The following is a 9,392-nucleotide window of genomic DNA, read 5'->3' as shown; positions in this document are numbered from 1 at the left end:
GGTGGCCGACATCAAATCGGAACGCTGGCCGGCTTCGCGTCGGAATGGGTGGCCGGCTTCCGTCGGAATCCGCAGTCGGCCTCCATCGTGATCGATAGCCGCCAGGACAGCACCCGGCGGCTGAACCAATCGATGACGGCGGCGAGGTAGACGAACCCGCGCGCCATGGGCACGTAGGTCATGTCCATGGCCCAAACCTGATTGGGCCGATCGATCGTCATCCCGCGCAGGAGGTATGGATAGATCTTGTGCCCAGGTGCCGGCTTCGAGGTGTTCGGCTTGCGATAGAGGGCCTCGATGCGCCGAGCGCTTCATCAGCGTCGCGACATGGCGGCGGCCGATCACAAGGCCCTCTTTGTTCAGAAGGTCCCGCAGCATCCGGCTCCCGGCGAAGGGGAGTTCGAGATGCAACTCGTCCATCCGCCGCATCACGGCGAGATCAGCGGCTGGGACTGGGCGCGGCAGGTAGTAGACACTGCCTCGGCTGATCCCAAGCGCCTTGGCCTGGGCGGCGATGGGGAGATTGTGACCTCGATCGATCATCGCTTTGCGCTCAGAAGACCGGCCTTGGCCCAAGCGCGCCGGACAAAAAATCATTGGTCAGCGTCAACTCGCCGATCTTGGCATGCAGCGTCTTCACGTCGATGGCCGGTGCCGCTTCCGACCGGGGCGCGGCCCCGAACACCCCGGCAGCCCCGTCGAGAAGCTGGGCCTTCCAGGTCGTGATCTGGTTGGGGTGGACATCGACCTGCTGAGCCAATTCGGCCAGCGTCTTCTCGCCCCGCAGGGCAGCCAAAGCCACCTTCGCCTTGAAGGCCGGGAGGTGGTTCCGGCGCTGTCGCTTGCTCATCATCGCTCCTGATCCGCAGCCATCCTGGCCGCCGTCAGGCAGAAACTCCACTCAGCCCCACTGTGCAGATTCCTCGAGCCACCTCTGTGTGGCCGGTCGCCAGCCAGACCCGAACGTTGGCCGGCAGCGGGATCATCGCCCCTCCAGGGCATCGAGCACCCGACGCAGTGCCGCGGCATCGACGTCCCGGTCGACCTTGAGACGCCGACCACCACCGAGATCGATCTCCATGATCCCGGTCTTGCGCCGCGCTCGACGGGGCTGGGCCGCAAAATCAAGATCATCCGACCGCAGAACTGGAACCGCCGGCGCTGGCTCCGGGGTGATCGCGACGGGCACGAAGACCGGGGCCTGCTCGTCCCCGCCCAAACGGCCTTCCCGAGCCTGGCGTCGCCACGTGAACAGCAGGCCCTGGGCGATTCCGTGCCGGCGCGCCACCGAACACACCGACACTCCCGCCTCGTACGAAGCTTCGACGATCCGCACCTTGTCCTCGAACGACCAGCGCCGCCGTCGTTCGGCCCCTTCCAGTACCTCGACCCGCATCGCTCCAACCCGCTGACCTTAACGCCAGCATTAAGGTCAGGCTTCAGCCAAGTGCGCGATGCCGTCGACCGCGGCCATCACCGGACGCGTACGATCAAGCCGCAACTCCTGCTGTTCGGTTGAACCGCTCGCCGGAGCGGCGCATGGCATGCAAATTCACCGTCAATCTACGGGCGGCATTTTTATCTATAAATGATGGATTTATGCTGTGTTTCCACAGTCACCCTTCCTCCTTTTACAACCCACGAGCGTGGGGGGAGATCTAGGATGGCATTTGCCACAGACGGTGTGTCCAAGATCACCAGGTTGGCTTGCTTGCCAACCTCAATTCCGTACCGATCAGCTATGCCCATAGCCCGAGCTGCGTTTCTGGTGGCCATTTGCAGGACGTATGCCTGATCAGCCGGCGCCCCGAACTGGGCGATGTGGGCGAGCATATTGCCAATCTGTAATGGGTCGACCTTCCCGAAGGGCGTGAAGGCATTGCGTATGTTGTTCGAGGCATAAGCAACGTTGACGCCCGCATCCCGCAAAGCACGGACGGGTGTCAGGCCGCGCCTAGGACTACTCTGATCCTTTCTGCCACCCAGGTAAGTGTCTGTTGCCGGCAATGTCACAATGCTAATATCGGCTCGTTTTAGAAGCTCGATAACTGGCTTGGCTTGGTCCGGCAGCAGGGCACCGAGACTGGTCATGTGCCCCAGCGTAACGCGGCCTTGGTATCCGGTGTCGATCGTCTTCTGGGCAATATATGCCGCTGCTGCGAACCGGTGATCGGAGGTGTCGTCTGCGAAGTCGGTGTGTAGGTCGAGGGGACGCCCGTATTTCTGAGCCAGCTTAAAGCACTGATCGACGTGGCTTTGCGTGTCCTCCCAGCTTCGCTCGTTGTAGGGACATCCGCCGACAACAGTGGCGCCCATCTTGAGCGCCTCCTCCATCATTCCCAGGGTTCCTGGAGCTTTAATGATGCCCTCCTGGGGAAAGGCGACGATTTCAAGGTCGAGTAGGCTCTTGTACTCTTGAGCCAGCGTGAGTCCTGTTTCTACTCCAATCAGTCCCTGGATTGGGTCAACGTCAGGATGGGCGCGAACGGCGATGACACCGTTCGCCACGGCCATATCGAGCACCTGCCGAGAACGAGCGAGGACGTCGTCACGCTCTTGACGCGCCTTCAGCATGCCCGTGATTCGGATTGCCTCAGCTAAGGTGCCGGACTGGTTTGGCATCCTCTGCTCAAGGAGCGCCTTTTCCAGGTGGATGTGCGGCTCCAGCAAGCCTGGAATCGCGGCCTTGCCCTCAGCCTCGATTGTGCGTTGCGCTGCCGTTGCCAGGTTCGGCTGAATGGCAACGAAGCGTCCGTCACTGATAGCTAAGTCCACCAGCGGTTTAGTGTCGGCGACGCGGACGTTGCGGATTAAAAGCTCAACGTTGCCAAGCGGCGGCGCCTCGGCTTGCGCTAGTGCAGGGCTTGAAAGAATGGCTGAACCAAAAGCGCCAAGGCCGCTCGCGGTTGCCACTGTTCCGATTGAAGCGACACCCCTGATGAAGGAGCGTCGGTTCAAGCCCGAGCACCCGCAGGCACAACGTACCCTCAACATCGTGGATCCCCCATTCTCGCTCAAGTTGCTGTTTTCAAGGCCGAAGAGCTCAAAAATCTCTCGTCAGAACCCCATGGCCAAGCCGTCGCTGCGCGGGTCGTGAGCCCCGACCATGGTGCCATCACGGTCGATGCGGATTGCGCCCGGATGGCCCGCGAGCTGACTTTGCGCAGGAATCGGGCTGATCTCGTGACCTCGTGCTGTGAGTTCCGCGAAGACGTCCTTGCCTGCGTCGAGTTCAAGCTTCAGGCTGTCCCGCGAATCCGAGAAGGTCTTGCCGAGGAGGAACCTCGGACGGGTGAGTGCGGTGAGCGGGTCCATCTGATAGTCGATCAGGCGCGTTAGCACGGCCGCAAGGGTTTGGGGCTGCCCGTCTGCACCCTGGGTGCCATAAAGCAGCCTGGGCCGCCCATCCGTGAGGTACATGCCTGGATTGAGGGTGTGGAACGGACGCTTGCCTGGTTGAAGGACATTGATGTGTTGTGGGTCGAGGCTGAAAGATGCACCTCGGTTATGCCACAGAATGCCCGTGTCTCCCGCTACAACCCCGCTGCCCCAGTCGAAGTAGACCGTCTGCAGCATGCTCACGCAATTGCCGTCTTTGTCTGTCGCTCCGATGAAGACCGTGTCGCCTGGCTTAAACATGTATGGCCAGGGGGCTGCCTTCGCCATGTCGATGCGCTTGGCATGACCGTCGAGGTTGGCCTTGGACAGGAGACGGTTGACAGGAACATCAACGAAGTCAGGATCGGCGACGTATCTGTTCCGGTCGATGAAGGCGGTCTTCACCGCTTCAACGAGCAGATGGTAATAGTCGGCGCTGCCCTCCGGAATGGCGGTGAGATCGAAGCGGTCGAGGGTTCCCATAATTTCCAACGTGGTGATGCCCTGAGTCGGTGGACGCAGGCTCACGAGCTCCCCGCCCCGATAGGCGACACGCAGCGGGGTTTCATTGCGCGCCCGGCACCGAGCGAGGTCGTCGGCTGTCAGCGGCGATCCCGCTTGTTGCAGGCCCCGTGCAATGCGGGCGGCGAGATCGCCCTCGTAGAACTCGCGCGCTCCATTCACTGCCACCGCGCTAAGCGTGCGAGCGAGGTCAGGCTGGCGGAACGTCTCTCCCACGTCTGGGATACGGCCATCGAACGTGAACATGCGCACCACGTCAGGCCAGTTCCCAATCTCCTTGGCGCGGAAGTTGGACCAGAAGTGCTGCGATGGCGTCAGGGGAAAGCCGTCTGCCGCGTACTGGATCGGGCGCTTGAACAGGTCCTTCCAGGACTGACGACCGCCCCAGGATCTCCGGCTGAACTCGAAGGCCTGATCCCACGTGTCGACGGCAGCGGCGGTTGTCAGCGCTGAGCCAGGCCCACGCACTGGGATCGTGCCGCTGTAGTTCAGTGGCTTCGCTGCAGCCTGACCGATACCGGAAAGCGCGATGCCTTTGCCATTGCGGTCACTGATAATCATGAAGGCATCGCCACCCACGCCGCTGAAGTGTGGGTAGGTGACACTTAGGGTAGCGCCAATCGCGATAGCCGCCTCGATGGCGTTTCCACCTGCCTGAAGGACTTCAAGCCCAGCTTGGCTAGCGAGGTCGTGAGGACTCGTCACCATACCTTGCTTGGAACGCGCTAAACCACTCTGGGCGGACCGCTCTTCGGCGTGAAGCCCCTTGGCCCACGCAGCACTTCCAAGGGCAGCTGCAGAGGTGAGAAGGACGTCCCGGCGGGAAGCGATGAACCGCCTATGGCCGATTTCTCCCGCAGCGCCCATCGGTGACGTCTCCTGTGCTTCATTTTTTGCAAAAATAATCAGATCTTCTATTGCGGCGCAGCTGGCTTTGCTGCGGCGCACTAGATCTCAAACTGGCATTTTGCATTCCACATAGATGATCATAGATCATCCTTGAGCACAGCCGTCTACTGGTACAAGTCGCGTAGCCGAGATCCATCTCACTTTTGTGGCGTTCGCCCGCCCCGACCGGATCAGACAATCGTGTCAAACACCCCCGGACCGGCCCGGGCTGACCGGATGGGGCTGGAACAGGACACGCAACACCGTGACCCCGCGTGCGCCGCCCGAAGGGGTGCGCCATCGGATCGACTGCCCCTCGGATAGGCCGAGGACTGCGGCACCGAGCGGCGACAGGACTGAGACGCATCCCTCGTTCCACCGATCCTCGTCGGGATAGACCAGGGTCAGGCGTCCAACCTGGTCCGTCACGTCGTTCCGATACTCGACGCGCGCATGCATCGTCACGACGTTCCGCGGCAGCACCTCCGACATGACGACGTCGGCGCGATCCAACTCGGCGGCGAGGAAGGCCGCAGGGGCGGACCTGGGGCCCTGTTCGCGCACGCACGACGCGACCCGGTGCAGGGTGTCGTAATCCACGTACGGGATGAGCAAGGAAGGCATGCCTTCGAGGACGAGGTGATCCATCGCGAAAGTGACCTCCATTCTCCGAATGCGACGATGGGCAAGGGACCGATGCGAAAGGTCGGCATCGTCGGCGTGGCGTTCGCCGAGCCGGATGCGGCGCTCCTAGGCGACCTCGGGCACCTTCACGTTGAGGACCGTCAGTCGCTTGACGGTTCCTGTCCGGGTTTGCCAGTCCATTGACTGGCCGATACTCAACCCGATCAGGGCCGCCCCGATGGGGGTCATGACGGACACGCGTCCCTGCCCGATGTCTGCCTCGCCCGGGTAGACCAGCGTCACGGTCTGGACCTTGCCCGTCGCGTCGTCCCTGAACTCGACCGCACAGCCCATCTGCACGAGGCCGGTGACGCACGCCCTGTGCCCGACGATCCGCGCACGATCCACCTCGTCGGCGAGGAAGGAAGCCACTTCAGGCGTGCGATCCGCGGCGAACGAGGCCAGCCGCGAGAGGCGTTCATGGTCGTCCGCCGTCATCTTGATGGACGGCTTCATAATCTTCTGAGACATGATCGTCGAATCCTTGCAGCTGTTTTCAATCCGGAACGATCAGGCGACACGTGGTCCCGGGTCGTCGTCCTCCCCCGTCGGGGCGGCGTCAGTCCGACCGCTTCCCGGTCCGGAGATTGGACGCGGGTAATTCGTGCGCGCGAACAGGATCACGGTGCGTGTCAGCGGAATCACGTTCTGCGCGGGTGCCGCGACGCTCGCTCCATCTGTGACGTCGGGGGTTCCGGATGCAGGGCGCGCCGTCGGCCCGGACTTAGAGGTTTCCATGACTTGAACTCCGCAATGGCGTGCCGCTTGCCGCTTCGACGGCAAGGACGCGACGCAGGTTAGCCGTCGGGCGAGCCGCACGGGCTCCCACCCGTCGGTGAACACACGATGATGTTGGTTGGTCCTGGCCGAAGCCGTCACGCACTCCCCGAGCGACCGGTGCACGCATGCACTTCTGGCTCGGGGCTACTCGCCCGCGATGAGTTTACCTGCTCGGAGCAGGCCACGATGGGGAGGCCAAGGATTGCGCATGATCCCCATAACTCCGGGAAGTTCTCCCGCTTGTCAATTTTCGTATTGCGAAACGCCTCGGCGCGGGAAACCCTGGATACGGTCGTTCATTGACACCCATACGGCTTAGCCTATGCTCGACGCCATCATGTCGAACCTTCTACGCAGCATTCGCCTCCTTGGGCGTGCGGGCAGCCTGCAAGCAGGCTCCTAAGCCCTGGCGCCCGGTCTGCCTTTCTAAGTGTGACCCGTGTCAGGGATAAATCCTCAGAGCGTTCCGTTCGTCCTCGCAGGCCGTTTCCGGACCTAATCGGCGCAAGCGTGCGATTTTGCGCGGCGTAGCGACGAGATCCCCGGGTAGGTGATAGGCCCGTCGTCCCCGCTGATTGCAGCCACCCAGCTTGGCCCGTTTGTCGATGGGCGGGAGCACTTGGCCGAGGTGTCCCAACGCCTGCCTATCTCGTTGCCCAACCTCACGAATGGCTACCGAGCGACGTCCGATTTCCGTGGCATCGGGGGGCGCGATGCCTCAACGGGTCGGCAAGACATCCATCCTCGATCCGTGATGGACCGGGGGTGAACCGGGCGCCTGATCCGATCCCGTCTTTCCCTTCGATCCTGAAACCTTCCCGTCCGCCGAGCGGACGACATCGCGGCCGCCTCCGAAGCGCCGCTCAACCTTATCCACGCACAGGAACACGAACGATGACCGAACCCATATGGCCCATCCATGGTCGCATCACAGGCCCCATCGTAATGATCGGCTTCGGCTCCATCGGGCGCGGCACGCTCCCGCTGATCGAGCGCCACTTCGAATACGACAAGGCGCGCTTCACGGTCGTCGAGCCCTCCGACGCGCACAAGTCCCTGGCCGATCAGCACGGTCTGCGCTTCGAGCAGGTCGCTCTGACCAAGGAAAACTATCGCGAGGTGCTGACGCCGCTGCTCACCGAGGGCGGCGGCCAGGGCTTCTGCGTGAACCTCTCGGTCGACACCTCGTCGCGGGCGATCATGGAGCTCTGCCGCGAACTCGGCGCCTTCTACATCGACACCGTCGCGGAGCCCTGGCCGGGCTTCTACTTCGACAAGAACAAGAGCCAGGGCGCCCGCACCAACTACGCCCTGCGCCAGGAGATCCTCGACGCCCGTACCGCGAGCCCCGGCGGCACCACCGCCGTGTCGTGCTGCGGCGCCAATCCCGGCATGGTGTCGTGGTTCGTCAAGCAGGCGCTGCTCAACGTGGCAAAGGACGTCGGCTTGACGACTCCCGAGCCGAAGGACCGCGCCGGGTGGGCGGCCCTCATGCGCGAGATCGGCGTCAAGGGCATCCACATCGCCGAGCGCGACACCCAGCGGGCCAAGACCCCGAAGCCGCAGGGCGTGTTCGTGAACACCTGGTCGGTGGAAGGCTTCGTCTCCGAGGGCAACCAGCCGGCCGAACTCGGCTGGGGCACCCACGAGACCTGGATGCCGGAGAACGGCCGCGAGCAGGAGAGGGGCTCGCGCTGCGCGATCTACCTGCTCCAGCCCGGCGCCGACACCCGCGTGCGCTCCTGGACGCCGACGGCCCAGTCGCAATACGCCTTCCTCGTGACTCACAGCGAGGCCATCTCGATCTCCGACTACTACACGGTGCTGGAGGGCGAGCGCGCCGCCTACCGGCCGACCTGCCACTACGCCTACCACCCCGCCAACGACGCGGTGCTCTCGCTCGTCGAAATGTTCGGCAGCGGCAAGGTGCAGGAGCGGCACCACATCCTCGACGAGACCGAGATCGTCGACGGCATCGACGAACTCGGCGTGCTGCTCTACGGCCACGCCAAGAACGCCTACTGGTATGGCTCGCAGCTCTCCATCGAGGAGACCCGTCGCATCGCCCCCTACCAGAACGCCACGGGCCTGCAGGTGACCTCGGCGGTGCTCGCCGGCATGGTCTGGGCGCTGGAGAATCCGGAAGCCGGCATCGTCGAGGCCGACGAGATGGACTTCCGCCGCTGCCTCGAAGTGCAGATCCACTCTACAACCAAGTTCCTCAACGGCCACTCCGACGTGATCGGCGGGGTAGTCATTACTGCCGACGCGGCACATGGCGAGGAGCTAGCCGCCTGGGCGAACACGATCGGCGTCACCGGCTCGCCCCTAGATGCCTACCTCACCCTTCGGGGTGTCCGTACGCTCTACGTGCGGGTCGAGCGCCAGCAGCAGACTGCAGCGAAGCTGGCTGCCTTCCTTGAGGCGCACACCGCGGTTAGCCGCGTTCACTATCCGGGCCTGACATCCCATCCTGGACATGCGCTTGCCAAAGCTCAGCAGGGCGGCTTTGGCGCAATGCTGAGCTTCGAGCTTGCTGGAGGGCTCGAGGCGGTACGCACCGTCGTCACGGCTTTGCAGGTCTTCACGTTGGCGGAGTCGCTCGGCGGCGTTGAGAGCCTGATCGCACACCCACTGACCATGACCCATGCAGCCATGGATCCCGAGGCTCGTATGAAAGCAGGCATCACGGACGGTCTGCTCCGGCTGTCGGTTGGGCTCGAAGCGGAGGAAGATCTTCTGAGCGACCTGTCTCGGGCGCTGGACGAGGTCGAACCGGCCTAAGTGACCCCGATCCTACGACCATTTCCCTGACTGCCGTGAGTGAATCTACATCGAACAGCAGCGGTCTTTCGTTCCGACGTGCGCCCTATTCGCTCTGAACATGAGAAAGCCAAGCCTCACAAACCCGCTGCCGTCAAATGCATCCAGACGAATGAATTTTTGTTGGAGCTCGCTGGTAGCGGGCGAGGCGTTCAGTCCAAGTAGCCGCCGCATATATTAATGTGCTCTACAGAAGCATCTGCATGAGCGCGTATCATGCGGTCAGCCGCCTCAGCATCTCTAGCTTCAAGTGCCTCTATGATCGCAATATACGCAGCGATCGCCTTTGCAGGCCACGGGCCTTGGGCGAACGATCT

At 62.9% G+C, this 9,392-nt stretch carries 7 protein-coding genes and 2 pseudogenes; 2 read left to right on the top strand and 7 right to left on the bottom strand.

Annotated features, from left to right (window positions below):
- Positions 1-77: 77 nt before the first annotated feature.
- The 7 genes and pseudogenes from K2Y56_RS08630 to K2Y56_RS08600 form a co-directional block, all read right to left on the bottom strand.
- Positions 78-850: pseudogene (locus tag K2Y56_RS08630) on the bottom strand (IS3 family transposase); the annotation flags it as partial.
- 132 nt (positions 851-982) lie between these two features.
- Positions 983-1,396 carry a transposase gene (locus K2Y56_RS08625; RefSeq protein ID WP_292506964.1) on the bottom strand — a complete coding sequence of 138 codons (414 nt, stop codon included), beginning with the start codon at positions 1,394-1,396 and terminating at the stop codon, positions 983-985.
- 182 nt (positions 1,397-1,578) lie between these two features.
- Positions 1,579-2,913, bottom strand: coding sequence for an amidohydrolase family protein (locus K2Y56_RS08620; protein WP_292506963.1), 1,335 nt, complete (start codon positions 2,911-2,913; stop codon positions 1,579-1,581).
- 144 nt (positions 2,914-3,057) lie between these two features.
- Positions 3,058-4,767, bottom strand: coding sequence for a gamma-glutamyltransferase (ggt, locus tag K2Y56_RS08615; protein WP_292506966.1), 1,710 nt, complete (start codon positions 4,765-4,767; stop codon positions 3,058-3,060).
- Between the two features lie 225 nt (positions 4,768-4,992).
- Positions 4,993-5,436: a nucleoside diphosphate kinase regulator gene (gene rnk / locus K2Y56_RS08610; protein ID WP_292506962.1), complete on the bottom strand. Its 444-nt coding sequence runs from the start codon at positions 5,434-5,436 to the stop codon at positions 4,993-4,995.
- Positions 5,437-5,538: 102 nt separating this feature from the next.
- Entirely contained in the window at positions 5,539-5,943 is a 405-nt protein-coding gene (gene rnk, locus K2Y56_RS08605; protein WP_292506961.1) for a nucleoside diphosphate kinase regulator, read from the bottom strand.
- A 39-nt stretch (positions 5,944-5,982) separates the two neighbouring features.
- Positions 5,983-6,210: a hypothetical protein gene (locus K2Y56_RS08600; protein WP_292506960.1), complete on the bottom strand. Its 228-nt coding sequence runs from the start codon at positions 6,208-6,210 to the stop codon at positions 5,983-5,985.
- Between the two features lie 936 nt (positions 6,211-7,146).
- On the opposite strand from K2Y56_RS08600, the pseudogene K2Y56_RS08595 reads away from it, so the two are divergent.
- A pseudogene (locus K2Y56_RS08595) lies at positions 7,147-8,451 on the top strand (saccharopine dehydrogenase NADP-binding domain-containing protein); the annotation flags it as partial.
- Positions 8,446-9,036: a PLP-dependent transferase gene (locus K2Y56_RS08590; RefSeq protein WP_292506965.1), complete on the top strand. Its 591-nt coding sequence runs from the start codon at positions 8,446-8,448 to the stop codon at positions 9,034-9,036. The pseudogene K2Y56_RS08595 and the gene K2Y56_RS08590, both read left to right, overlap by 6 nt.
- Positions 9,037-9,392 lie beyond the last annotated feature (356 nt).

The organism is Methylobacterium sp. (assembly GCF_019745455.1).
Classification (GTDB): Bacteria; Pseudomonadota; Alphaproteobacteria; order Rhizobiales; family Beijerinckiaceae; genus Methylobacterium.
Note: the sequence above shows the minus strand (reverse complement) of the source record. Positions and strands in the feature narration are given on the sequence as shown.

Coding starts and splice junctions, on each gene's coding strand:
- rnk (WP_292506962.1), bottom strand. CDS start 5,436: ATGGATCACCTCGTCCTCGAAGGCATGCCTTCCTTGCTCATCCCGTAC.
- ggt (WP_292506966.1), bottom strand. CDS start 4,767: ATGGGCGCTGCGGGAGAAATCGGCCATAGGCGGTTCATCGCTTCCCGC.
- rnk (WP_292506961.1), bottom strand. CDS start 5,943: ATGTCTCAGAAGATTATGAAGCCGTCCATCAAGATGACGGCGGACGAC.
- K2Y56_RS08625 (WP_292506964.1), bottom strand. CDS start 1,396: ATGCGGGTCGAGGTACTGGAAGGGGCCGAACGACGGCGGCGCTGGTCG.
- K2Y56_RS08600 (WP_292506960.1), bottom strand. CDS start 6,210: ATGGAAACCTCTAAGTCCGGGCCGACGGCGCGCCCTGCATCCGGAACC.